The organism is Glycomyces amatae, assembly GCF_020991375.1.
GTDB classification, from domain to species: domain Bacteria; phylum Actinomycetota; class Actinomycetes; order Mycobacteriales; family Micromonosporaceae; genus Glycomyces; species Glycomyces amatae.
The window spans coordinates 1-23,086 of sequence record NZ_JAJLQZ010000041.1 but is presented as its reverse complement, the minus strand read 5'-3'; the positions used below and the strand labels follow the sequence as shown (position 1 = coordinate 23,086).

Here is a 23,086-nt window from a genome sequence, read left to right as displayed (position 1 = left end):
GTGCCCGCTCCAACAGTGCCCGCTCCAACAGTGCCCGGCCCTCCCCCGGCCCCCGCCCCCCCCCCCCCCCCCCCCCCCCCCCCCCCGCCGCCCCCCCCCCCCCCCCCCCCCCCCCCCCCCCCCCCCAACTCTTGTCGGCGCGGGGGCCGGGTCGAACACGACCCGGCCACAGGTGACGAGGACGACCGTCGCGCCCGGCGCGGCCGCCTGCGGGATTCGGGAGTACTCGAAAAAAGGACAACCGCGTTTCGGCGCCCCCGCGTACTTACTGTGTCGGGCCGCCGCCTCCACCGGACGCGGACGGGGCCCGGCCACCTTGACCCGTCACCTGAGAGAGGCCCCGTGAAGAGCAAGGAGCTGCAAGAGGCCGAGTTCCGGTCGTTCGCACTCGCCTACCGGGACAACCTGCGGCGGCAGGCGTACCTGCTGTGCGGGGACTGGTACGAGGCCGACGACATCGTGCAGAAGTCGCTGACGAAGCTGTTCGCGGTCTGGTGGCGGGTGGATCCGGTGACCGCGCCGGCCTACGTGCGCCGGATCGTCATGAACATGTACCTCTCGCACCGCCGCCTGGCGTGGGTGCGCCGCGAGCGCGCCAGCGACGAGATGCCGCCGACGCGGATCGACGCGCCGCAGGAGCACGTCGACGTCCGGGTGGCGGTCGTCGCGGCGCTGGACCGCCTGCCGCCCCGGCAGCGGGCCACGCTCGTGCTGCGGTACTGGGAGGACCTGTCCGTGGACGACACGGCCGCGATCATGGGCTGCACGAGCGGCACCGTGAAGAGCCAGTGCGCCAAGGGACTGAGCAGGATGCGGCGGCTTCTCCCCGAGTTCGCCCTCCCCGTCCGGGCCTAGCCGAAGGAAACGAGAGATGAACGAGCAAGACGAGACCGGCGACCTCATCCGCCGGTCCAAACCCGACACGACACTCCAGGAGGCGTCGATCGACATCGACACGATCGTCCAGGACGGCTACCGCTCCCGCCGCCGCGGCTTCGCCGTCGTCGGCGCCGCCGCCACCACGGGCGTCGCGGCCGTCGCGGCCGTCCTCGCCTTCTCGGCGGGCCTGCTCGCGCCCGTCGACGGACCCGAAGGCGCGCAGGAGTTCCCCGCGGGGGAGCCGTTCGGCTTCGACCCCGCCCAGGCCGGCTACCCGGGCCCGGCCCCCGACGCCTGGGACGACCACCGGCGCGAGCGGGACGCGGCCTTCGCCTCGGCCTTCGGCGACCTCGCGGTCGGCGCCGGGTTCCTCGACGCCGGCGCGCTCGACCACGAGCAGCCCTCCGACGAGGAGATCGCGGCCGTCATGGAGGAGCACGGCGCGGGCTACTACGAGGCCCTGTCCGAACTCGGCTACAACGACCTGCCGCTCCAGCCCGTGCCCTGGAGCTCCCCGGGCAACGGCGGCCAGGTCCACCTGCGCGGGTTCACCGCCCGCGACGGCGACGAGGAGGCCGAGCGGTCCTCGTTCACGATCACGGCGGTCCAGCCGGGCGGGTGGACCGCCGAGCCCGGGCCCACCGGCGGCGTCGCCTTCCCGCAGCACCTCATCTCCGACGAGGCGTCCTGGAGCGACGAGGCCCCGGTGTTCGAGACGGAGCGGCTCGAGGACGGCCGGACGCTGATGACCGCCGACCACGGCTGCGCCCTGGAGGCGGCCGTCGTCTACCCGAACGGGTCGGGACTGCGCTCCTCCTGGGACCTCGACTGCGAGGGCCAGGGCCGGGAGATGAGCATGGAGGAGCTGACCGCGGCGATGCTCGCGATGCCGCAGCTCGAGTACGACACGAGCGAGCTGGCGTCGATCGGCGAGCTGCTCGACGTCCCGCCCGGCTGGGCCTGGGACGAGGAGTGGGAGGACGCCGCGGCGGCCGACTCGGCGTCCACCTTCGACGCGGCCGCCGACGCGCTGAACGCCGCGCACCCGGGCGTGGAGCTCCGCACCTCCCGGCCTTCGCAGTTCCAGCCCGGCGCCGACGTGGTCCAGCGGACCTATGCGGCCGACTACTCCATGCCGTTCGAGGACGCGGCGGGGTACCCGGTGCACTTCTCGGTGCGCTACCACCTCCCCGGCGGCTGGCTCCCGGGGCTGCCTCCGGAGGGGACGAGCGGCCCGTACCTGCTCGACTGCCAGGGCGACAAGGACGACGTCTGCGAGGAGTCGGAGGTCGGCGGGCGCACCGTCGCCACCCGGACCTTCGACATCGGCGAGAGCCGCTCGTACTGGGTCGTGGTGTACGACCCGGCGGGCTGGGCGGTCGCCTTCGACACCACTTACGAGGGCCCGGTCGACGGCTACGGCCTCGAGGACGTCGTCGCCCTCGCCGCGGCGCTGCCGGCGCCGGTCTACGACCCCGCCGAGTACGAGCGGGACTGAGAAGCGGCGAAGGGGCCCGGGCATCCGCCCGGGCCCCTTCGCGTGTTCAGCCCCGGAAGCGGACGTCGATGTAGCGGGGGCGGTAGTTGTCGACCTCCTCGTAGAGGTCGTCGCCCTCGAAGCTGTTCACGTTGTAGGTGATGAGCAGGCGGTTGCCGTCGCTCAGGTTCGGGTGGGCCTTGGCGTTGTAGGTGAAGACGTTCCCGCCGGTCTCGGGGGTCTCGTAGAGGACGGTCTTGCCCGTGTACGGCCCGGTGAGGTCGTCGCTGCGGTACATGACGATCTTCGCGCTCAGCGCCTCGGTCGCGTCGCCGGTGACGAGCGTGAACCGCCCCTGGTGGCGGGAGACGCTGAACTCGTTCGAGACGCCTTCGAGGATGCGGGAGGAGCCGGTCGGGTCCTCGGTCCACGCGCCGTCGGCGAAGTACTCCCAGTCGCCCGTGGTGAGCGACCCGGAGGGCACGCGGGCGAGGTGGGCGTACTTCTGGGCCTGGAGGTCCTCGACGCCGAAGACGTAGGTGTGGCCGTCCTCGGGGTCCTCGTAGATCGCCGAGCCCCAGTTCACATCGGATTCGGGGAGTTCGGTGACCCCGGTGAGGCTCATGTCGCCGGTGTCGAAGGTCGCGACGGCGTTGCCGGTGAACGCGAAGTCGAACACGCCGCTGCCGGTCTTCTCGAACTCGAGGAGCATCACGTGCAGCCGGTCGCCTTCGACGGTCCCGTCGCCGAACCAGTACCAGCGCTGGGTCTCGTCGGCGCCCGCGACGTGCACGAGCGATTCGGGGGCGGCCTCGGTGCCGCCGGTGTGGGTGGTGAGCTCGCCGTCGTCGTCCACGATGATCGAGTTGTGGAGGAACGGGGAGTCCAGGGGCCTGCCGTGGTCCTCGTCCACCTCGCCCATGAACGTGTCCGAGTAGAGCCACGCGGTCGAGCCGTCGGGCAGGTCGACGCTGTAGGCGGAGTCGGCGCCGGTCCAGCGGCCCGCGGTGTCGCCGTAGGTGCCGAAGCGCTCGGTGAGCTCCTCGTTGACGGACGCCGAGATCCGCGGTTCGCACCGGGGCGCGGCCTGGACGGCCGCCGGGAGGGCGACGGCCGCGAGCCCCGTGAGGGCGGCCAAGGTGAGCGGTAGCGTGCGGTTGGTCATGTGCTGCTCCTTTGCAGATGCCGGGCGGCGGGCCGCCCGTAGGGGCCTAACCGGGTGTGAACTGGGAGAGGACTCGGTCGGCGAAGCGCTCGCCGATGAGGCGCTGGACGTCGGGGCCGGGGTGGAGGTTGTCCGGCAGCGGCATCGCGGCGGCGTCGCGCTCGCCGTAGAGCGACAGGCCGTCCAGGTGGTGCAGCCGGTGGTCGTCGTCCTGGCGCCGGTCCACGATGGCGGCGAGCTCGGCGCGGACGACCTGAAGGGAGAGCTTTCCGGCCAGGACGTCGGCCTCGGTGCCCGCGGCGACCGTCCACTCCTCGTCCCGGTCCGGGTCCTGCGCGGTCGGTCCGGCCGAGGCCTCGATGGGGGCGCACCAGATCGGGGAGACGACCACGATCGGCGTGTCCGGGTGGCCCTCGCGGATCGTGTCGAGGAACCCGTCGACGGCGGGGCGGAACGCGCGCAGGCGCATCGCGTCGCCGCAGACGATGTTGACGCCGGTCTTGAGGGTGATGAGGTCGGCGGGCGTGTCGCGGATCGTCCTGGCGGTGAACGGGTCGAGCATGGCGTTGCCGCTGAACGCGAGGTTCGTCAGGTGCGCCCCGGCCCGGAGCGCCGCGACCGCCGGCCAGGTGCCGGTCGTCGTGGCGGCCCGGTAGCCGTGGCTGATGGAGCTGCCGTGGTGGACCCAGCGGAGCGCCGCGGGTTCGGGCGCGGCCGCGACGGGGGCGTCGGCGCGCAGTTCGAGCAGTTCGACGGCGTCGTGGTAGGGCAGCCACAGCTCCAGGTCGCGTTCGGCGCCGGCGGCGAGCCCCGTGAACCGCACGGTGGCATCCGGGCCCGGTTCGATCCGGCCCTCCGGCCGCTCGAAGGTGAACACGTAGCGGGAGCCGACCGGCGCGGACGCGGTCGCCACGAGCCGGCCGGCCTCGGTGAGCTCGTAGGCGCTCGGCGGCATGGGCGCCTCGGCGTCGGCGGCGATCCGCCGGGCCTGGACGTCCAGTTCGATCACGTCGGCGGCGGTGCGGAGAGCGAGGCGCACGCCCGCGCTCTCCGCACTGGTCTGCACCATGAAGCGGTCCGGGATCTGCCGTCTCGCCCACGGGGGCAGCCGATGCGGGAGGAGGCCGCGACCGGTCTCCTCGACCGCGACGGCTCCTCGGATCATGGGTTCCTCGATCCGGAAGGGCCGCAACGGGTTCGTCATGAGGCCTCGGTGACGGTGCCGTCGGCGCGCACGTCGACGAGGCGGTCGCCGATGCGCAGGCCGCGGAGCACCGCGTCGGGGTCGAGGACGGCGGCGCACGCCCGCGGGGCGTCCGGCCCGTCCGCGCCGACCCGGGGGTCGACGCCGAAGAACGACTCGATCACCAGGGCGACGTAGGCGCCGGCCGAGGAGCAGGCCCAGTCGATGATGTACGGCAGCTGCGGGGGCGCCTTGCGGGCGCCGCCGTTGACGGCGGGCACGGCCTCCTCGGTGAAGTGCGCCTGGCCGGGCGGGCCCTGGTTGGCGGAGCGGGCGAGCCCCGGGAGCCAGGCGGCGGCGGTCTCGGGGGCGCCGAGCGCGATGAGGGCGCGGGCCGCGTCGGCGGGCCACGCGGGGTAGGCGCCGTTCCACTGGTGGTCGGGGCGGGGGCTGAAGCTCGCGTCGGGGTCCCACGGGGACAGCGAACGGAGCCAGACGCCGGTCTGGAGCTCGCGCGTGTAGAACTCGACCATCTCGCGGCGCCACTGCTCGGGGAGGTCGTCGGCGATCGTGGTGCCCACGATGGAGAAGTCGTAGACGTGGCGGACCGGGACGCGGGTGCCGTCGGGCTGGCGGGCCGCGAAGTGGCCGGTGCCGGGCAGGTAGAGGTCGGCGACGGACCCGACGAGCGCGTCGGCCTCGGCGGCGAGGGCCGCGGCCCCGTCCACGTCGCCTCGGGCGGTGAGGATCTCGGCGACCGTGCGCAGGTTCCACACGTTCGCGGCGTTGAGGCTCGCGACCTCGTGGGTGTAGGAGCTGACGCATTCGAGGAGGTTGTCGATCTCGCCGTAGTCGGCGAGCGGCGACGAGCCGCGCAGGTCCTGCCAGGCGAGGGCCCAGTCGCGCAGGTGCTCGTGGACCGCGCGGCCGCCGGGGGCCGCCTCCAGCAGGCCAGTGTCGCCGGTGAAGCGGAGGTAGTCGTGGACGAGCCGGGTCATGGCGTAGTCGTTGACCGAGTACCAGCGGCCGACGGGGCCGCCGGTGAGCGACGAGGTGCCGAAGTGGGTGTGGACGTCGGAGGCGATCCAGTGCTCGAGCTGGCGGCGCATGGCGTCGGGGTCGAGCAGGGCGTGGGTGATGGAGCTGAGGCTGTAGTCCCAGATGAACGTCGTGGTGGCCCAGTAGTTCGGCATGAGGGTGTCGTAACTGCGGCCGAGGACGTTGCCCGCGAAGTCGCGCCGGAACCAGATCGTGCCGAGCGCGCCCCACCAGTAGAGGCGCCGCAGCGGCTCGGAGGTCGTCTCCAGGACGGGCAGGTGGCCGGAGAACTCGGTGTTGCCGGGGGTGAACGCCGCTTCGAGCTGGCGGTTCCAGAAGTCCTCGGCGGCCCGCACGGCGCCGGGGACGTCGGCGGCGATGCGGTCGAACGCGGCGCCCGCCTCGGCCTCGGTGGCGCCGACGGCGTGGACGTAGCCGAAGCGCGCGGTGGCGCCGGGGGCGAGGTCGAGGCGGACGGTGACCTCGCCGCCGCGTTCGATGCCGCCGATGCCGACCTCGTGCTCGCCCGCGGCGGGGGCGATGCCGGAGAGGCGGACCTCGGCGTCGGTGTCGACGCCCTGGACGCTCCAGGCGGTGCCGGCCCCGTTGCCGAAGACGAGCCGGGAGGGCGCGGCGGCGGCGCGGTTGCGCTCCTCGGGGGCCACGGCGTCGAGCCAGGCCTCGGCGGAGCGGGTGGCGCCGGCGGCGAGGGAGAGCGTGACCGGGACGGTGCGGCGGGCGTCGCCGGTGTTGGTGACGCTGACGTCGATGGCGACGCCGGTCTCGCCCGGGGCGCAGACGGTCACGGTGGCGAGGTCGAGGCCCGGGAGGGCGGTGGTGCGGCGGACCCGGTCGGGGCGCCACTCGTGGGCGATGTCGGCGCCGTAGGACTCGACGAGGCGCCCGTCCACGAAGCACGCGGCGGTGCGGGTGAGGCCCTGGGACACCGGCGGGAACGTGACGGCGCTGATGGCGGTCAGGTCGTGGTCGACCCGGGCGGTGCCGAGGAAGTTGGTGAGGCCGCTCGGCGCGATCATGTCGTCGTAGTGGTGCGCGACCGGGTCGGCGGCGAGGTCGTCGACGTCGGGGATGAGGCGCATAAAGACTCCTAGTACTGCCCGAGGGCGAGGCCGCGGGCGAAGAACTTCTGCGTGAAGAGGAAGAGGACGACCGTGGGCAGCGAGACGAGCAGGCCGCCCGCGAGCACCACGGACATCTGCGCGCCGCCGTAGGTGCTCTGCATCCCGGCGAGGCTGGTCACGATGGGCCGCACCGTGTCGGACTGGCTGAGGACCAGGCCGAGCAGGAAGTCGTTCCAGATGAACGTGGCCTGGAGGATGAAGACCGCGACGAGCGCGCTGGAGGCCATCGGCAGGTACACGCGGGCGAAGATGCGCCAGGTCGAGGCGCCGTCGAGCACGGCCGCCTCGAAGACGTTGTGCGCGATGCCGGTGAAGAAGTTGCGCATCACGAACGCCGAGAACGGGATCGAGATCGCCGTGTACACGATGACCATGCCGGTCCGGGTGTCGAACAGGCCCGTGCGCGAGTAGGCGTCGAACATGGGCAGCAGGATCATCTGGAGCGGGAAGACGGTGCCGCCGAAGATCGCGACGAACCAGGCGAACCCGTGCCGCAGCCGGAGGGCGACGATCGCGAACCCGGCCGCGGCGCCCACGACGACGGCGATCGCGGGCGAGACGACCGCGTAGAGCAGGGTGCTCAGGACGCCCTCGGCGAGGCCGGACAGGCGCATGGCCTCGCCGATGTTGTCGAACAGCGAGAAGTCGGTGGGCCGCCACGACTCGGTGGTGGTGAACGTGAGCGGCGACTTCGCGGCGTTGATCAGCAGGAGGTAGACCGGCAGCAGCCAGAAGAGGCCGAGGACGGCCAGGACGGCGGTGCGGATGGCTCGTGCTGCGCTTTTGAACGGCATATCAGACCCCGTGCTTGCTGGACAGCTGCTGGCGCAGGTAGAGGATGGAGGCCACCAGCGTCACGACCGTGAGGAACACGGCGATCGCCGAGCCGAGGCCGTAGTCGCTGTTCACGAAGGTCTCCTTGTACATCGTCAGCGCGAGCGTCTCGGAGGCGCCGCCCGGCCCGCCCTTGGTCATGCCCTGGACGATGTCGAAGGTCTTCAGGGAGGCGACGATCGAGAGGCCGACGACGACCGCGGTGAGCGGGCGCAGCATCGGCCACAGGATGCTGCGGAAGAGGCGCAGCCCGTTGGCGCCGTCCATCTTCGCGGCCTCGAGCGGCTCCCTGGGGATCGACTGGAGGCCGATGGTGAACAGGAGGGCGTTCACGCCGACGCCCTGCCACGCGGTCGCGAGGATCATCACGACCGTGTTGAGCGGGGCGTCGACGAGCCAGCGGGGCGTGTCGTCGATCCCGAAGGCGCCGAGCGCCTGGTCGAGGGCGCCGCCCGAGCCGAGGATGAACGACCAGATGACGCCCACCCCGATCCCCGAGACCGCGTACGGGATGAGGAACGGGAGCCGCAGCCAGGTGCCGCCCTTGAGGTTCCAGGTGAGCAGGGCGACGCCGAGTCCGATCCCGACGGGGACGAGGAGGGTGCCGCCGACCCACAGCAGCGTGTTGAGCACGGAGTTGAAGAACTGGGGGTCGTCGAACATCTCGACGTAGTTCGCGAAGCCGACCCACTCGGGGTCGCCCAGTCCGTTGTACTCGGTGAAGCTGATGAAGACCGTCCACAGCAGCGGCACGTACAGCAGCACCGCCACGAGGAGCACGCCGGGTGCGACGAACCCCCTGGCCGACCAGCGGAACTGGTCCTTGGAGGCATGCGCCGTCAGGATCTTGTCGGACGTCATTCCCTGTTACCCCTGGTCTGCCCAGTACTTGTCGGCCTCCGCCTGGATGGCCTCCAGGTACGGCATCGGGTCGCCCGGGTTGGCGATGAAGGCCCCGAACTGCTCGAGCGCGACGGTGAGGATCGGCGTGGGCGTGGCCTCGTAGTACCGGTCGTAGAGCTGGTAGTCGTCGCCGGCGACGGTGGTGCCGAGCTCGTCGAGCATCGGGTCGGCGACGGTGGCCTGCGGGTTGAACGCGACGTCGCCGCGGGCCTCGCTCCACGCGGTCTGCGCCTCGGGCGACATCCACCACTCGGAGTAGGTCAGGCCGAGGGTCTTCTGCGAGGAGTTCTCGGCCACGCAGAGCGGACCGGACTCGACCGCGACGGGCGTCTGGGCGAGGTCGGGATCGTTGGCGGGGATCACGAACATGTCGTAGTCCTCCCCCGAGACCATCCCGGCGCCGTCGAGCGACCCGTTGAAGAACGAACCGAAGTTGATCATGGCGTAGTCGCCCTGCTTGAGGCCGACCGCCGGGTCGACGGTGCTGCCGGCGTCGCTGAACCAGCCGGCCTCCTGCTGGTCGCGCCAGGTCTCCATGATCGCGACGATCTCCGGGTCGGTGTACTTCACCTCGCCGGTCGCGAGCCCGTTGTAGAGCTCGGGGTCGGTGCCGGCGACCATCTGCTGGAACCACGGGAACGTGAACAGCGTGCTGGTCTGGTAGTACGGCGTGATGCCCTCGCCGCTGAGCTGCGCCGCGATCGCGTCGAGCTCGGCCCAGGTGGTGGGCTCCTCGAGGCCCTGCTCCTCGAAGATGTTCTTGTTGTAGTACATGACCCAGTAGGCGATGTTCATCGGCACGCAGTACTGCTCGCCGTCGAACGTGTAGGTGTCGCGCAGGTCCTCGGAGACCCAGCCCTCGTCGACGGCCTTGGTCCAGATGTCGGTGGTCTGCGCGATGAGGCCCTCGTCGACGAGCTCGGCGAGCGAGGGTCCGGTCTGCCACGTGAACAGGCCCGGGCTCTTGTCGGTGCGGAACGACTGCCTGATGAAGGCGTCGTACTGGTCGGCGTCGGAGTACCCGGTGGTGTCCAGGGTGATGTCGGCGCCGGACTCGCTGGTGGCGTTGAGCTCGTCGAAGTCGGGCTCCCACGCGGCCTTGTTCGTGTAGAAGTCGAGCGTGCCGGTGGTGGCACCGTCGTCCTCGCCTCCGCCGCCGCAGCCGGCCAGCACCAGGGCCGCGGCGGCCGCCACCGCGATCGCCGCGGTCGTCTTCCGTGTTCTCATTGCGAACTCCTTTGTTCCTCGTCTTCTCAAGGGGACCGGCGGGCCCGGGTCAGGCCTCGCCGGCTCGGGTGCCGCGCACGGAGGCCTTGACGGTGCCGAAGCGCTCGCTCCTGGACCTGGCCGTGCGGCGGATGACATAGGGGCCCACGGCGGCCGGGACGATGAACGTCTCGGCGTAGTGGACGGTGTAGGGCTCGAAGGCCCCGGTGGGGCTGGCGACCTCGGCCTCGTCGCCCTCCACGAGGTTGAGGACGTTGACGGTGCCCTCGGTGTCGTGGGCGGCCTCCTCGGCGAACCAGTGCCGGCGGACCTCGATGAACTCGAGCTCGTGCAGGCCGGTGCGCTCCTCGAGGACGCCGCCGTCCTGCGCGACGACCTCGACGCGGTTGACGAGGTTCGACTCGGTCCAGTCGCGGTCGCGGTGCCACACGAGGTTGCGCTCGCCGTGGTCGAGGTGCACGGGGCGGGGGACGCCGTCGAGTCCGACGCGGCCCCAGTCCCAGAGCTTGAAGGTGAAGATGAACGGGGTCGCGGAGATCTCGAGGACCATCGAGTTCGCGCCCGAGCTGTGGATGGTGCCCGCGGGGATGAGGAAGTGGTCGTGCTTCTTGGCGGGGAAGGCGTTCACGTACTTCCCGGCCTCGAAGGGCCGCTCGCCGGTCTCGGCGACGCGGAGGTCCTCGAGCATCGCGTCCCGGTCGACGTCGTCCTTCACGCCCAGGTAGACCACGGCGTCGTCGCCCGCGTCGAGCATGTAGTACGACTCGTCCTGCGTGTAGTGCATCCCGAAGGTCTGCTGGATGTAGTCGGTGAGCGGGTGCACCTGGAGCGAGAGGTTGCCCCCGCCCATGGTGTCGAGGAAGTCGAAGCGGATGGGGAACTCGGCGCCGAAGCGCGCGTAGGTCCGCTCCCCCAGCAGGGCCTGCGGCTGCGTGAACACCAGGTCCAGGGAGGGGATCTCGACGATCGCGCCCTCGGCGTCCTCCAGGAGCAGCGAGTTCTCCTCGGGCACGCAGTCGAAGCACCAGGCGTAGTTCGGCTGCGACGGGTCGAGGCCGAGCTTCTCCTTCATCCACTGGCCGCCCCACACGCCGGGGTCGAAGAAGGGGACGACGCGGAACGGGCGGTGCGCGGCGCCCGCGACCGCGGCGCGGAACGCCTCGCCGGTGATCATCCCGGCGTCGCGGCCGGCGCCCGCGGCGGCGCCGATGGCGTTGGCGTCCAGGACGAAGTCGACCCGGTCGAACAGGGTCCGCTTGTGGCGGTCGGCGGCGCGCCACTCGACGAAGAACCCGCGCTTGTACTTGCGCAGGCGGTCCTCGCCGGGGTTCTGCGCGCGCCAGTTGGGGGCCCCGGCGCGCTGGCGGAGCTGGATCTCCCAGCGGGCCATGTCGGCGAGGACGAGCGCGTACGGGGCGCCGGTGCGGCGGGCGACGAGGTCGGCGCCCCAGCCGATGAGCACGACGGGCCGGCCTGCGCCGTCGACCTCGACGGCGAGCTTGGCGAGGCGCTCGGCATCGTAGAAGGCGTCGACCTTGGCGTGGGAGAGGACGCCGAAGACGCGGTCCTCGGTGAGGTTGTCGGCGATGCGGGCGTCGATCGCCTCGACGGGGAGCGCGGCGGCGTCCTCGACGTCGACGACGGTCCAGTCCGGCAGCGCCGCGGCGACGGCCTCGGCGATGAGCGGGAGGTCCGCGCCCGGGTAGGCGTCCACGGCGATGAGCGGCGCGCGGCCGGCGGCGCGCTCGGTCGCGGCCTCGGCGACCGCGGCCCACGACTGCGGGCCGGTGAGCACGCGGGCGTCGGCGGGCAGCGGGACGGTCGGCTGCTTCACGTAGCGGCCGACCGCGTCGGCGGTGGACGGTTCAACGGTTGACACGAGCGCTCCTTCTGGGATGGTTGCCTGCCGCGAGGACGGACAGTCCGCGCAGCACCGAGAGGTCGGGTCGGTCGGGGATGGTGAAGGAGGGGCGGTGGGAGCTGGTCCAGAGGTGCTCGCGGACGTACGCCTCGACGGGGCCCGCGACGGCGGCGCCCGCGCGCATGATGCCGCCGGAGAGGACGACGACGTCGGGGTCGTAGGCGTGGCACAGGGACACGGCGGTGGCGCCCCAGGCGCGGAGGGCGCGGTCGCGCAGGGTGGTCGCGACCGCGTCGCCGGCTTCGGCCGCCGCGAGCATCTCCTTGACGTCGGCGACGGCGTCGCCGCGCTCGGCGAGGTCGCGCCGGATGGCCCAGGCCCCGGCGATCGACTCGGCGCAGCCGACGTTGCCGCAGTTGCACAGCGGCGCGTCGAGGTCGACGGTGAGGTGGCCGCCGAGGATGCCCGCGTGGTCGTGGGCGCCGCGCAGGAGGACGCCGTCCATGACGGCGGCGGTGCCGATGCCGGTGCCGAGGGTCATGAGCACGGCGTCGCGGGCGCCGGCCGCGGAGCCGGCGCTGATCTCGCCGAGGAGCGCGGCCCTGGCGTCGTTCTCGATCACGGCCGGGAGCCCGAAGGCGGCGTCGGCCCAGGCGACCAGGTCGAGGCCGCCGAGGCGGGGCTGCTTGTCGTGGGCCTTGACGAGCCGCCCGGCGGCGCGGTCGACGACGCCGGGGACGGCGATGCCCGCGGCGTCCGGCGCGGCCGGGGCCGCGGCGATCAGCGCGGCGGCGGCGGCCGCGGCCGCCTCGAGGTCGCCCTCGCCGACGGGCACGGCGGCAGTGCGGACGGGCTCGCCCCGGTCGAGGACGCCGAGTTTGATCTCGGATCCGCCGAAGTCGATGCAGAGCTCCATCGGTGCGCTCCCTCCCCCGTGCGTAGTCTGCACACCGCCGCAGGCGGTGTCGTGATCTTGAGATTGGTAACGTTACCAACCTCGAACCGGGATCTGCAACCCCCCTGCCTCCAGGGCGTGTCGCAGGACTCCCGGCGGGGCGCTCGAGGGCGCCCCGTCAGGGATGTTCGATGGTCACGGGCAGTTCGACCGTGCGCGGGGCCCCCTCGGCGGAGCCGTCGAGGCGCGAGAACAGGAGGGTCGCCGCCTCCCGGCCGAGGAGCCGCGCGTCGTGGTCGATGATCGTCACCGGCACCGGCATGAGCTCGGAGAGCTCGAAATCGTCGAAGCTCACCACGGCGGGGCCGGGCAGGCCCTCGCGGATGCGCCGCCCGATCTCGCGCAGGGCGCCGATCGTGTTCCGGTTGTTCGCGCTGAAGATCGCCGTCGGGGCGTCCTCGAGGTCGAGCATGGCCCTGGCGGCGCGGCTCGCGGCGGCCACGTCCTGCTGGGCCCGGGCGACGATCAGCGGGTCGACCACCAGCCCGCGCTCGGCCATCGCCTGCTCGTAGCCGCGGTACCGGCGCTCGCCGGTGAAGACCGAGCTGCGGTTGCCCAGGAACCCGATGCGGGTGTGGCCCGCGTCCAGCAGGGACACCGTGCCGCGGTAGGCGCCGCCGACGTCGTCGAGCAGGACCGTGTCGACCTCCAGGCCGGGCACGCGGCGCGAGGCGAGCACGAGCGGGACGTCGCCCAGGCGCTCGGGGCGCAGGTGCTCGGCCTCGCCGCTGGTCGGGACCAGGATGAGCCCGTCGACCTGGCGCCCGATGAAGTCGCTCACGAGCTGGCGCTCGCGCGCGTCGTCCTCGCCCGAGTTGCCGAGCATGATGCGGCGGCCGTGCTCGGCGGCGACCTCCTCGACGCCGAGCGCGAAGTTGCCGTAGTAGGGGTTGGCGAGGTTCGTGATGGCGACGCCGACGAGGCCGCTGGGCTGCCCGGGGCGCAGGCTCCGGGCGTTCTCGTTGCGGTAGTAGCCGAGCTCTTGGACGGCCGCCATGACGCGCTCCTGGAGGTCGGGGCGCACGTTCCTGCCGCCGGCGAGCGTGCGGGAGACCGTCATCGGGCTCACCCCCGCGTGGCTCGCGACCTCCTTGATCGTCAGCTGGCGCGCCCCTCGGGATGTCGACATGCCCGCCTCCTACGCGTCGTGCGCCAATTCTATGCGAAGGCCAAGGTAGTCGAACGGGACCGTCCGCGGGGTCCCACCGGGTGGAGGGCCGGCTCAGCCCTGCCAGACGGTCTTGAGGTTGGTGAACTCGCGGATGCCCGCGGCGGCGAGCTCGCGGCCGTACCCGGAGTTCTTGACGCCGCCGAACGGGAGCTCGGGGAAGGAGACGGTCATGCCGTTGACGAAGACCGCGCCGGCGTCGAGGCGGCGGACGAACCGCGCCTGCTCCTCGGCGTCGGTCGTCCACACCGAGCTGGAGAGCCCGAACGGGGTCTGGTTGGCGATGCGCACCGCCTCCTCCGCGTCCTCGGCCCGGTACAGGGCCGCCACCGGCCCGAACGCCTCCTCCTGGACGATCCTGGCGTCCTCGCTCAGGCCGGCCAGGACCGTGGGCGTGTAGAACCAGCCGGCCCGGTCGGGCGCGCCGCCGCCCGCGAGGACCTCCGCGCCCTTGGCGACCGCGTCGTCGACCAGCTCGGCGAGGTCGTCGCGGCCGGACTCGGTGGCGAGCGGGCCCACGTCGGTCCCGGGGTCGAGGGGGTCGCCGACGACGAGGGCCGCGGTGGCCTCGGCGAAGCGGCGGGCGAACTCGTCGTAGACGTCGGCGTGGACGATGAACCGCTTGCTCGCGATGCACGACTGGCCGTTGTTGATCGTGCGGGCCTTCACGGCCGTCTCGACCGCGGCGTCGAGGTCGGCCGAGGGGAGCACCACGAACGGGTCCGATCCGCCCAGCTCCAGCACGGTCTTCTTGATCGCCGCGCCCGCCGCCGCGGCGACCGAGCGCCCCGCCGGTTCGGAGCCGGTGAGGGTCACGGCCTTGACGCGCGGGTCCTCGATCACGGCGTTCACCGCGTCCGAGCCGACCAGGAGCGCCTGGAAGGCGCCCTCGGGGAAGCCCGCGCGGGCGAACAGGGCGTCGAGGTACAGGGCCGTCCGCGGGACGTTCGAGGCGTGCTTGAGCAGGCCGGTGTTGCCCGCCGCCAGGGCGGGGGCGGCGAAGCGGAGGGCCTGCCAGATCGGGAAGTTCCAGGGCATGACGGCGAGGACGGGACCGAGGGGCTCGTACCGCGTCCACGCCTTCGCGGCGCCCACCGCGGCGGGGTCGGCCAGGGGCTCGTCGGCGAGGAAGCCCTCGGCGTGGTCGGCGTAGAACCGCAGGCCCTTGGCGCTCTTGCGGACCTCGGCCTCGGCCTGGGCGATGGGCTTGCCCATCTCGACCACGAGCATCCGGGCCGTGGAGTCCACTTCGGCGTCGAGGAGGTCGGCGGCGCGGCGCAGCCACTCGGCGCGCCGGGCGAACGTCGTGTCCTTCAAGGCCGCGAACGCGTCCTGGGCGCGGGCGATCCGCCGCTCCACCTCCTCGGCGGTGTGCGGCTCGAACTCCTGCTCGGTCTCACCGGTCGTCGGGTTGATGGTCGCAATCGCCATTGGTGTCCAATCCCTCGCGAGGTCCCGACCGCGGTGGCGCGGCGGATACCGTTCAGTAACAACCACTCTAGGCGATCGCGGTGCCCGCGTCACCGCCTTCGCGCCGACCGGGCCCCCGGCCCCGCCGCCGATCGGAGGAGATCCTTTGTGCACGGCCCTTGACCTGGAGTGCACTCCAGGTCCTAGCCTCGACGGCATGATGCGACGAACACTGGGAAGAAGCGGTATCGAGGTCAGCGCGATCGGCATGGGCTGCTGGGCGATCGGCGGCCCCTTCCACGGCGCGGACGGGGAGCCGCACGGCTGGGGCGAGGTCGACGACGAGGAGTCGGTCCGCACCGTCCACCGGGCGCTCGAACTCGGGATCGACTTCTTCGACACCGCCGACGTCTACGGCGCCGGCCGCAGCGAACGCGTGCTCGCCCGCGCGCTCGCCGGCCGGCGCGAGCAGGTGGTCATCGCGACCAAGTGGGGCAACGTCTTCGACGAGGCCACCAAGGTGTCCGACGGCCGCGGAGAGGACCCCGCCTACCTCCGCCGGGCCGTGACCGCCTCCCTGCGGCGCCTCGGCACCGACTACATCGACCTCTACCAGCTCCACCTGGGCGACCTCGCGATCGACCGGGCCGCCGACCTGCTCGGCACCCTCGAAGCGCTGGTCGAGGAGGGCAAGATCCGCTCGTACGGCTGGAGCACCGACGACCCCGGACGGGCCGACGCCTGGGGAGGGGCGGGGGCGCACTGCACCGCGATCCAGCACGACTTCTCGCTGATGCACGGCTCCAGGCCCGAGGTCCTGGAGGCGGCCGAGCGCCACGGACTGGCGAGCGTCGACCGCGGCCCGCTCGCGATGGGCCTGCTCACCGGCAAGTACCGCGCGGACACCCGGGTCGGACCCGGCGACGTCCGCGGCGGCGGCGCGCCGTGGATGGTGCTGTTCGAGGACGGCAGGCCGGCCCCCGAGTACCTGGCGCGGCTCGACGCGGTGCGGGAGGTCCTGACCGGCGGCGGGCGCACGCTCGCGCAGGGCGCGCTCGGCTGGCTGTGGGCCGTCAGCGACGCGACGGTGCCGATCCCCGGCTGCCGCACGGTCGCGCAGGTGGAGGACAACGCGGGCGCGCTGGAGCACGGGCCGCTCACTCAGGAGCAGGTCGAGGAGGTCGAGCGGCTCCTCGCCGCCTGAGACCGCCCCGCGACGGCGCCGGGGCCGGCGCCGCCGCGAGGGGGCGAACGGACCGGTGGCGCGGCGGGAGCGGGCAGCGCCCGCGTCGCGGTCACGGCATGGACGCGCCGCCGCGGTGGCGGTCGGCGTCGCGGCGGTACATCGCGGCGTGCTCGGTGAACTCCGGGCGCCCGGTGTCGGCGGCGCGCCGGTCGGTGAACGCCGCGAGGTCGTCCAGGCGCCGCGCCGCCATGCGGTGCACCGCGGCAGGGCTGAAATCGGCGCCGTAGGCGTCGGTGAGCCGCCGGAGCCGGTCGCCGCGGGAGCCGTGGCGGGCCGGGTCGAACCCGACCGCGTCCTCGGCGTAGGGCACGAGCCGGTAGGCGAGGTAGGCGAAGTCCCACAGGCGCGGCCCCGGTGAGGCCATGTCGAAGTCGATCACGCCGACGAGCCGCCCTTCGCGGACGATGAGGTTGTAGGGCGCGAAGTCGTTGTGGCAGAGGACTTCGGCGGGGGCGTGCGCGTCGCTGCGCCATGCGAGGTCCCGCGCGGCGAGCGGGGCGCCCGCGTCGTGGACCCGCCGCAGCAGCGCCCCGGCGGCGTCGAGCATCGAAGGCGCCCAGCGGGTCTCGGGCGGCGCCTGCTCGAGCGTGGCGCCGGGGATGAACGTGAGGACCTCCCGGCCCTCGGCGTCGATCCCCCGCGGGCGCGGCGTCTCGGCGATCCCGGCCGACTCGCAGCACCGGAGCAGCTCGTGCACGGCCGCGGTCCACCCGCCGCTGACGCGCCGCACGGTGCCGCCGACCCTGACCACGGGTTCCATGTTGCCGCCTGGCAGCGTCTCCTCCTGCATCGCCTCATCGTAGGGAGGCGGTCGCTCGGGCGGGAGGCCCGCCGCCGCGGCTAGCGGCGCGGCGGCAGCGGTACGAAGCCGCTGGTGCGGCGCACGTACTCGTCGTAGCCGGGGCGGGTCTCGGCGAGGTGCGACTCCAGGAGCGGCTTGCCGGTCTTGGCCGCCAGGAAGTAGGTCATGACCGCGGCCGAGAGCGCGGTGGCCGCGCCCGCCCAAGTGCCGCAGGCGGTCAGATACAGGCCCCACCAGACGCAGGCGTCGCCGAAGTAGTTCGGGTGGCGGGTGTACCGCCACAGGCCCGCGTCCAGCACCTTCCCCCGGTTGGCGGGGTCGCGGCGGAACGCGGCCAGCTGCGCGTCCCCCACGGCCTCGAAGAGCAGCCCCATGGTCCACAGTGCCGCTCCGGCCCAGAACAGCGGTCCGGGCGGGGACGGGTCGTACTGGGCGAACTGGACCGGCAGCGAGACGAACCAGCCCGCGCCCGCCTGGAGCAGGTAGACCTTGCGGAACGCGTACGCGTTCCGCCCGCCGCTCGCCTTGGCCAGCATCGCGTCGTAGCGGCGGTCCTCCGGTTCGCCCCAGTTGCGCGCCAGGAGGTGCAGCGACAGGCGCAGGCCCCAGGCGAGGGCCATGGCGGTGACCAGTCCGCGCCGCAGCGGATCGCCCTCCCCCTGCGACATCGCGAGCGTGACCAGCGCGACGGCGGCGAACACCAGGCCCCAGGCCACGTCCACCACGCGGTGCCTGCGGCGGGTCGCGCCGATCGCGAAGGCCGCCAGCATGACCGCGAGCGCCGCACCGGCGGTCGCGGCGAGGTTCGCGCCGAGCGCGCCCCACCCGGTCATTCAGGCGCCTCGGCGAGGAACCCGCGGCGCGTGGCCGGCATCCCGGCGTCCCCGAAGCCGTCCGGGACGACCGCGAGGATCTGGTCCACGCCCATGCGGCGCTCCTCGAAGGCCAGGGCCGCGCCGACCAGGTAGAGGCGCCAGACGCGGGCGGTCGGCAGCCCCACGAGGTCCACGGCGGCGTCCCAGCGCGCCTCGAGCGTGTCGTGCCAGGCGCGGATGGTGCGCACGTAGTGCTCGCGCATGGCCTCCACGTCGCGGACCTCGAAACCGGCGTCCTCGATGAGGCCCACGGTCTCCCCGAGCGGGCGCATGTGCATGTCGGGGGCGATGTAGGTCTCGATGAACGGGCCGCCGCCGGGCGCGGCCCGGCCGCGCGACATCTGCTGGACCAGGAGCCGCCCGCCCGGGCCGAGGAGGCCGCGCAGCCGGGACGCGAAGGGGCCGTAGCCGTCGCGGCCGACGTGCTCGCCCATCTCGATCGCCGAGACCGCGTCGAAGCCGCCCGCGTCGATCTCGCGGTAGTCGGCGAGGCGGAAGTCGATCTTCTTGAGCAGGTCGCGCTCGGCGGCGCGGGCCAGGGCGAAGCGGTACTGCTGCGCGGAGAGGGTCACGGCGACGACCTCGGCCCCGTAGTGCTCGGCGGCGTGCATCGCCAGTGCGCCCCAGCCGCATCCGACGTCGAGCAGGCGCGCGCCGGGGGCGAGGCCGAGCTTGCGGCAGACCAGGTCGAGCTTGTCCCGCTGGGAGTCGGCCAGGGTGTACGAGTCGGCCCCGGAGGTCCAGTAGCCGCACGAGTAGAGCATGTCCGGGTCCAGGATCAGCTCGTAGAACTCGTTCGACAGGTCGTAGTGGAAGCTGATCACCTGCCGGTCGCGGCCCTCGGAGTGGAGGCGGCCGGACACCGCGTGCTCGGGCCCGGCGGCCTTCGGGCGGGGGCCGATGAGGCGGTGGCGCAGGGCGAACGGCAGCGCGGCGGCCGCCGCGGACAGGCCGGTGGAGGGGCGGGCGCCGGCGGCGGCGCGGTGGACGCGCCGGAGCCCGTCGGCCAGGTCGCCCTCGACGTCGACCTCGCCGAGGATGTAGGCCTGGGAGAGGCCGAGCTCGCCGGGGCTCCACAGGAGGCGGCGCAGGGCGTCGGGGCTGTCGAGGCGCAGGACGGGCCCGCCGTCGTCGGGCCCGGCCTCGGTGCCGTCCCAGGCGCGCAGGCGGATCGGCGGCGCGGTGCCGGTGGCCTTGGCGGCCAGGTCGTACAGGTCTGCGGCGAGCGTCATCGTCAGGCCTCCAGGATGAGTTGGCGGACGTCGAGGTAGCCGGTGGCGAACCCGGCCTCGGAGTAGGCGAGGTAGAACTCCCAGGTGCGCCGGAACGTCTCGTCGAAGCCGATGGCGGCGAGCCGGTCGGCCCGGGAGGCGAAGCGCTCGCGCCACAGCCGGAGGGTCAGGGCGTAGTCGCCGCCGAAGGCGAGGCGGTCGGCGACGCGGAGCCCGGCGGCGTGCGCGTGCCGCTCGATGACGGGCAGGGAGGGGATGATGCCGCCGGGGAAGATGTACTTGTGGATCCAGGTGTAGCCGCGCCGGGTCGCCGTCATCCGGTCGTGGCGCATGGTGATCGACTGGAGGCCCGCTCTGCCGCCGGGTTCGAGCGCGCACCGGAGCGTCGCGAAGTACTCGGGCCAGTAGCGCTCGCCGACCGCCTCGATCATCTCGACGCTGACGACGGCGTCGTAGCGGCGGCCCGGGTCGAGGTCGCGGTAGTCGCGCAGCTCGGCGTCGACGCGGTCGGCGACGCCGCGCTCGGCGGCGAGCGCCCGGGCGCGTTCGAGCTGGTTGCCCGAGAGGGTCACGGTGTGCACGTGCGCGCCGCGCTCGGCGGCGCGGACGGCCAGCTCGCCCCAGCCGGTGCCGATCTCCAGGACCCGCGCGCCGGGGCCGGCGCCGACGCGGTCCAGGAGCCGGTCGATCTTGCGGCGCTGCCCGTCGGCGAGGTCGTCCCAGGTCGCGGGGGCGCCGCCGAACAGGGCCGAGGAGTAGGTCATGGTCTCGTCGAGGAACAGCGCGAACAGGTGGTTCGACAGGTCGTAGTGGTCGGCGATGTTGCGCCTGGCGTTGGCGCGGCTGTTGTCCTGCCTGCCGGGGACGGCCCCGGCGAAGGGGCGCCGCAGGATCTGGAACGAGCGGGGCACGAGCGCGTCCACGTCCGCCGCGAGGGCGGTCAGGAGCCGCGGCAGGTCGTCGGAGTCCCAGTCCCCGGCCTGGTAGGCCTCCCCGAAGCCGATGAGGCCGCCGGTGCCGACGCGGTGGAAGAACGCCTCGGGGCGGTGGAGCCGCAGCACGGGCAGGGTCGGGTCGCCCGCTCCCCCGGCGGGGGTCTCGACGCGCAGCGGGACGCGGCCGGCGATGCGGCGCACCAGGGCCGAGGCGATCCGGGCGCGGAGGGGCGAGTGGGGGACGCGGGCGACGTCGGGCCAGCGGAGGGGGTCGGTGCGGGTGTCAGCGGGTGCGTTCACGGTGCGCCTCTCGTTCCTGTTCGGGCTCGCGGCTGAACACGGGCAGGCCCTTGAGCCAGAGCCCGATGCCGTGGCGGCGGATGTCGGCGGTGACGGCCAGGGTGTTGAGCGGGTGGCGGGCGGTGGCCTTGAGCAGGGCCGCGGTCCCGGCGGACCGGCGCCTCCCGGAGACGGTGGCGACGAGCGTCGGCTCCCCGTCGAGTTCGAGGGCGACCGAGAGCCGCAGGCGCCCTTCTGGTTCGGGCAGGGCCATGCGGTAGTCCCCGGCCACGGGCAGGAACGGGGAGACGTAGAAGTCCTTGGCGGCCGTGGCCCTGCCGTCGGCGCCGGGGCGCAGGAGGTAGCGGTGGCGCTCGCCGTAGGTGTTGTGGACCTCGGCGACGACGCAGCGCAGCCCGTCCTCGGGGTGGCGGCACCAGTAGACGGTGAGGGGGTTGAAGACGTGGCCGAAGGCGCGGGCGTGGGCGAGCATGCGGATGCGGCAGCCGCGCACGTCGACCCCTTCGGCGGCGGCGAAGTCGGTGACGCTGTCGCGGAGGCTCCGGCCGGGGTCGGCGATGTGGTCGCGGGTGCGGAACCCGGCGAGGAGACGCAGCCACGCGGGCGGGCGCGGCGGCTCGTCGACGTCGACGAGCCAGTAGAAGGTGCGGTGGCTCAGGCGGTGTTCGATCGGGCGCAGCCGGGTGTGGCGCACCGTCGCCTCGTAGAGCGCGGCGCCCCGGCCCCAGCCGGTCACCACGGGGCCCCCAGGCTCGCGGCGGCCGCGGCCCCGGCGCGGCAGCCGTCCTCGTGGAAGCCCCAGCCGTGGTAGGCGCCGGCGAAGGCGGTGCGGCCGGTGTCGAGCTCGCCGAGGCGGTCCTGGGCCGCGAGCGCGGCCGGGGTGTAGACCGGGTGCTCGTAGACCGTGGAGGCGACCACGCGCCCGGGGTCGATGCGCTGCGTGTCGCCGAGGGTGGCGACCACGTCGGCGTCGGTGTCGAGGCCCTGGAGGCGGCGCAGGTCGTAGGAGACCTGGACGGCGCCGGGGCCGGGGCGGCAGGAGGGCAGCAGGTAGTTCCAGGAGCCGCGGGCGCGTTCGCGCCGCGGCAGCGGCCCGGGGTCGGTGTGGAGGACCGCGGGGTTGCGGGAGTACTCGAACGCGCCGAGGACGGCCTTCTCGGCGGGGGTGGGGTCGGCGAGGAGGCGGAGCGCCTGGTCGGGGTGGGTGGCGACCACGACCGCGTCGTGCTCGTTCACCTCGCCGGAGGCCAGGGCGACGGTGACGGTGTCCTCGTGGCGCTGCACGGACGCGACCGGCGCGGAGGTCCGGACCGCGGTGAGCCGCTTGGCGATCCGCTCCACGTAGGTCCGGGAGCCGCCGGTGACGGTGCGCCACGTGGGCGAGCCGGTGACGGTGAGCATCCCGTGGTTGTCGAGGAACGCGAACAGGTACCGGGCGGGGTACTCGGGGACGAGGTGCGGGCCGCAGGACCAGACCGCCGAGACCAGCGGGATCACGAAGTGGTTCACGAAGTAGGGGGTGAAGCGGCCTGCGGCGAGGAACTCGCCGAGGGTCGGCTCGGGGGCGGGCCCGGAGGCGGAGTCGGCGAGGAGGCGGCGCGCCCTGGCGTGGAAGCGCGGCACCTGGGCCAGGAGGCCCCAGAAGCGCGGGTCGGCGGCGTTGGCGCCGCGCGCGAACAGGCCGGAGGCGCCGCGGGCGCCGCAGTACTCGAGGCCGCAGCCGAGGCAGCGCACCGACATGCTCATCTCGGTGGGGCGGGTCTCGACGCCGAGCTCCTCGAAGAGGCGGCACAGCAGCGGGTAGGTGCGCCGGTTGTGCACGATGAACCCGCTGTCGACCGGGACCGAGCGGTCCCCGGTCCGCACGTCGTGGGTGTGGGCGTGCCCGCCGAGGCGGTCGTCGGCCTCGTACAGGGTGACCTCGGCGGTCCGCTGGAGGAGGTGGGCGGCGGTGAGTCCGGCGACGCCGGAGCCGACGACGGCGACGGTCCGGGATCGTGTGGTCATGGGCCCTCCCTCAGGTCGATGCATCCCCGATTCGGAGCGGCGCGCACCGCGGATGGGTCGGACCGCGGGAAAGTCTCGGACTAAGGGGCAATGCCGTTCAGTCAGTGCGTTAGCGCAGGTGATGGCTGCGTGGGGCGTGGGTGCAGGCCGGTCCGGTCTTGCCGTGCCGTGGCCGGGATCTCGCACCCGAACCGGTCGGTGCCGGTGGGAGGGACGGGCCCGACTTCAAGCGGCGGCGACGAAGCAGCGGGCGGAGGGCTGGGGGCAGTGTGCGGGGCCGGGGCGGCGGGGTTCGAGCTGAGGGCGGCGGCGACGGAGGGGTGGAGTGGCGCCGGGGCGGATGACTCGGTTGCCGGTGGCGCGGGAGTAGCGGTCAGAGCGGCGGCGACGAAGCGGTGGGTGGAGGGCTGGGGTCGGTTGGCGGGCCCGAGGTAGTGGAGGGTCGGG

At 73.4% G+C, this 23,086-nt stretch carries 19 protein-coding genes; 3 read left to right on the top strand and 16 right to left on the bottom strand.

Translation table 11 applies throughout. From position 1 onward, the window contains the following. Positions 1 to 342 precede the first annotated feature (342 nt). Both LO763_RS28160 and LO763_RS28155 read left to right on the top strand, forming a co-directional pair. A complete protein-coding gene (locus tag LO763_RS28160; protein ID WP_230791980.1) occupies positions 343 to 855 on the top strand; it encodes a SigE family RNA polymerase sigma factor in 513 nt (170 codons plus the stop codon). Between the two features lie 16 nt (positions 856 to 871). Continuing rightward, positions 872 to 2,377: a hypothetical protein gene (locus tag LO763_RS28155; protein WP_230791978.1), complete on the top strand. Its 1,506-nt coding sequence runs from the start codon at positions 872 to 874 to the stop codon at positions 2,375 to 2,377. Positions 2,378 to 2,423: 46 nt separating this feature from the next. Here the strand turns inward: LO763_RS28155 and LO763_RS28150 are convergent, their stop codons facing one another. From LO763_RS28150 to LO763_RS28105, 10 genes are all read right to left on the bottom strand, one after another. Then, complete coding sequence (locus LO763_RS28150; protein WP_230791971.1) at positions 2,424 to 3,521, bottom strand: DUF5005 domain-containing protein; 1,098 nt, start codon at positions 3,519 to 3,521, stop codon at positions 2,424 to 2,426. Positions 3,522 to 3,567: 46 nt separating this feature from the next. Further along, complete coding sequence (locus LO763_RS28145; protein ID WP_230791963.1) at positions 3,568 to 4,686, bottom strand: GDSL-type esterase/lipase family protein; 1,119 nt, start codon at positions 4,684 to 4,686, stop codon at positions 3,568 to 3,570. A gap of 35 nt (positions 4,687 to 4,721) precedes the next feature. Next, a complete protein-coding gene (locus tag LO763_RS28140; RefSeq protein WP_230791961.1) occupies positions 4,722 to 6,842 on the bottom strand; it encodes a glucosidase family protein in 2,121 nt (706 codons plus the stop codon). Between the two features lie 8 nt (positions 6,843 to 6,850). Further along, the gene (locus LO763_RS28135; RefSeq protein ID WP_230791959.1) at positions 6,851 to 7,678 is read right to left on the bottom strand and encodes a carbohydrate ABC transporter permease; all 828 of its coding nucleotides are present in this window, start codon (positions 7,676 to 7,678) and stop codon (positions 6,851 to 6,853) included. Between the two features lies 1 nt (position 7,679). Beyond that, positions 7,680 to 8,579, bottom strand: a complete 900-nt coding sequence (locus LO763_RS28130) for a carbohydrate ABC transporter permease (RefSeq protein WP_230791957.1) — start codon at positions 8,577 to 8,579, stop codon at positions 7,680 to 7,682. A gap of 6 nt (positions 8,580 to 8,585) precedes the next feature. After that, positions 8,586 to 9,848 (bottom strand): ABC transporter substrate-binding protein, encoded by a 1,263-nt coding sequence (locus LO763_RS28125; protein ID WP_230791955.1) that lies wholly within the window; start codon positions 9,846 to 9,848, stop codon positions 8,586 to 8,588. Positions 9,849 to 9,897: 49 nt separating this feature from the next. Beyond that, the gene (locus tag LO763_RS28120; protein ID WP_230791953.1) at positions 9,898 to 11,727 is read right to left on the bottom strand and encodes a class I mannose-6-phosphate isomerase; all 1,830 of its coding nucleotides are present in this window, start codon (positions 11,725 to 11,727) and stop codon (positions 9,898 to 9,900) included. Then, positions 11,714 to 12,625, bottom strand: coding sequence for an ROK family protein (locus LO763_RS28115; RefSeq protein ID WP_230791951.1), 912 nt, complete (start codon positions 12,623 to 12,625; stop codon positions 11,714 to 11,716). The genes LO763_RS28120 and LO763_RS28115 overlap by 14 nt, the downstream gene beginning before the upstream one ends. Positions 12,626 to 12,782: 157 nt before the next feature. Then, entirely contained in the window at positions 12,783 to 13,793 is a 1,011-nt protein-coding gene (locus LO763_RS28110) for a LacI family DNA-binding transcriptional regulator (protein WP_230791949.1), read from the bottom strand. Positions 13,794 to 13,886: 93 nt separating this feature from the next. Next, the gene (locus tag LO763_RS28105; protein ID WP_230791946.1) at positions 13,887 to 15,263 is read right to left on the bottom strand and encodes an NADP-dependent succinic semialdehyde dehydrogenase; all 1,377 of its coding nucleotides are present in this window, start codon (positions 15,261 to 15,263) and stop codon (positions 13,887 to 13,889) included. A 196-nt stretch (positions 15,264 to 15,459) separates the two neighbouring features. Here LO763_RS28105 and LO763_RS28100 point away from each other — a divergent pair, with 196 nt between their 5' ends. Then, entirely contained in the window at positions 15,460 to 16,446 is a 987-nt protein-coding gene (locus tag LO763_RS28100) for an aldo/keto reductase (RefSeq protein ID WP_230791944.1), read from the top strand. A 91-nt stretch (positions 16,447 to 16,537) separates the two neighbouring features. Here LO763_RS28100 and LO763_RS28095 read toward each other — a convergent pair whose 3' ends face one another. From LO763_RS28095 to LO763_RS28070, 6 genes are read right to left on the bottom strand one after another with little or no spacing between them, the layout of a single operon-like run. Further along, positions 16,538 to 17,278: a phosphotransferase gene (locus LO763_RS28095; protein ID WP_230791942.1), complete on the bottom strand. Its 741-nt coding sequence runs from the start codon at positions 17,276 to 17,278 to the stop codon at positions 16,538 to 16,540. A gap of 50 nt (positions 17,279 to 17,328) precedes the next feature. Continuing rightward, a complete protein-coding gene (locus LO763_RS28090; protein WP_230791928.1) occupies positions 17,329 to 18,123 on the bottom strand; it encodes a DUF1295 domain-containing protein in 795 nt (264 codons plus the stop codon). After that, on the bottom strand, positions 18,120 to 19,397 hold the full coding sequence (locus tag LO763_RS28085; RefSeq protein ID WP_230791926.1) for a class I SAM-dependent methyltransferase: 1,278 nt from the start codon (positions 19,395 to 19,397) through the stop codon (positions 18,120 to 18,122). The genes LO763_RS28090 and LO763_RS28085 overlap by 4 nt, the downstream gene beginning before the upstream one ends. Before the next feature lie 2 nt (positions 19,398 to 19,399). Then, positions 19,400 to 20,632, bottom strand: coding sequence for a class I SAM-dependent methyltransferase (locus LO763_RS28080; RefSeq protein WP_230791924.1), 1,233 nt, complete (start codon positions 20,630 to 20,632; stop codon positions 19,400 to 19,402). Further along, a complete protein-coding gene (locus tag LO763_RS28075) occupies positions 20,616 to 21,371 on the bottom strand; it encodes a DUF1365 domain-containing protein (protein WP_230791922.1) in 756 nt (251 codons plus the stop codon). The genes LO763_RS28080 and LO763_RS28075 overlap by 17 nt, the downstream gene beginning before the upstream one ends. After that, the gene (locus LO763_RS28070; RefSeq protein ID WP_230791920.1) at positions 21,365 to 22,639 is read right to left on the bottom strand and encodes an NAD(P)/FAD-dependent oxidoreductase; all 1,275 of its coding nucleotides are present in this window, start codon (positions 22,637 to 22,639) and stop codon (positions 21,365 to 21,367) included. The genes LO763_RS28075 and LO763_RS28070 overlap by 7 nt, the downstream gene beginning before the upstream one ends. Between the last annotated feature and the right edge of the window lie 447 nt (positions 22,640 to 23,086).

Bases quoted from the DNA above. Each gene is read 5' to 3' on its own strand.
- LO763_RS28105 (WP_230791946.1), bottom strand. From the start codon at position 15,263: ATGGCGATTGCGACCATCAACCCGACGACCGGTGAGACCGAGCAGGAG.
- LO763_RS28070 (WP_230791920.1), bottom strand. From the start codon at position 22,639: ATGACCACACGATCCCGGACCGTCGCCGTCGTCGGCTCCGGCGTCGCC.
- LO763_RS28140 (WP_230791961.1), bottom strand. From the start codon at position 6,842: ATGCGCCTCATCCCCGACGTCGACGACCTCGCCGCCGACCCGGTCGCG.
- LO763_RS28150 (WP_230791971.1), bottom strand. From the start codon at position 3,521: ATGACCAACCGCACGCTACCGCTCACCTTGGCCGCCCTCACGGGGCTC.
- LO763_RS28115 (WP_230791951.1), bottom strand. From the start codon at position 12,625: ATGGAGCTCTGCATCGACTTCGGCGGATCCGAGATCAAACTCGGCGTC.
- LO763_RS28155 (WP_230791978.1), top strand. From the start codon at position 872: ATGAACGAGCAAGACGAGACCGGCGACCTCATCCGCCGGTCCAAACCC.
- LO763_RS28090 (WP_230791928.1), bottom strand. From the start codon at position 18,123: ATGACCGGGTGGGGCGCGCTCGGCGCGAACCTCGCCGCGACCGCCGGT.
- LO763_RS28095 (WP_230791942.1), bottom strand. From the start codon at position 17,278: ATGCAGGAGGAGACGCTGCCAGGCGGCAACATGGAACCCGTGGTCAGG.
- LO763_RS28110 (WP_230791949.1), bottom strand. From the start codon at position 13,793: ATGTCGACATCCCGAGGGGCGCGCCAGCTGACGATCAAGGAGGTCGCG.
- LO763_RS28085 (WP_230791926.1), bottom strand. From the start codon at position 19,397: ATGACGCTCGCCGCAGACCTGTACGACCTGGCCGCCAAGGCCACCGGC.
- LO763_RS28145 (WP_230791963.1), bottom strand. From the start codon at position 4,686: ATGATCCGAGGAGCCGTCGCGGTCGAGGAGACCGGTCGCGGCCTCCTC.
- LO763_RS28130 (WP_230791957.1), bottom strand. From the start codon at position 8,579: ATGACGTCCGACAAGATCCTGACGGCGCATGCCTCCAAGGACCAGTTC.
- LO763_RS28125 (WP_230791955.1), bottom strand. From the start codon at position 9,848: ATGAGAACACGGAAGACGACCGCGGCGATCGCGGTGGCGGCCGCCGCG.
- LO763_RS28135 (WP_230791959.1), bottom strand. From the start codon at position 7,678: ATGCCGTTCAAAAGCGCAGCACGAGCCATCCGCACCGCCGTCCTGGCC.
- LO763_RS28100 (WP_230791944.1), top strand. From the start codon at position 15,460: ATGATGCGACGAACACTGGGAAGAAGCGGTATCGAGGTCAGCGCGATC.